The 270-nt window shown below is 65.6% G+C and carries 1 pseudogene; it reads right to left on the reverse strand.

Annotated features, from left to right (window positions below):
- Positions 1-270 (reverse strand): annotated as a pseudogene (locus EXE44_RS16745) (hypothetical protein); the annotation flags it as partial.

A 270-nucleotide genomic window follows, 5' to 3' on the forward strand; every position in this document is an offset into this window, starting at 1 on the left:
CGAAGAAGATGATTCCCAACCGGGCGAGCCGGCTGAGTTCCTCGTGAACGTTCTTCACGTCCCGATCGACGACACGTGCGGTCTCGTTGATGCTCTCCGGCTCCTCCCGGCGGATCGCTTCGATGAGATCGAGGACGCGCGGCGTCAGCGTCGCCATGAGGTCGTCGTAGCTGGCGAACGCGAGCGTGGGCGTGGCGTCGGCCGCGTCGCCCCGTTTGAGCGTCTCGATCGCGTCGGTGACGTCGTCGTGGAACTCGTCGACCGCGATCT

This window comes from Halorubrum sp. SS7, from assembly GCF_005435055.1.
Classification (GTDB): Archaea; Halobacteriota; Halobacteria; order Halobacteriales; family Haloferacaceae; genus Halorubrum; species Halorubrum salinarum.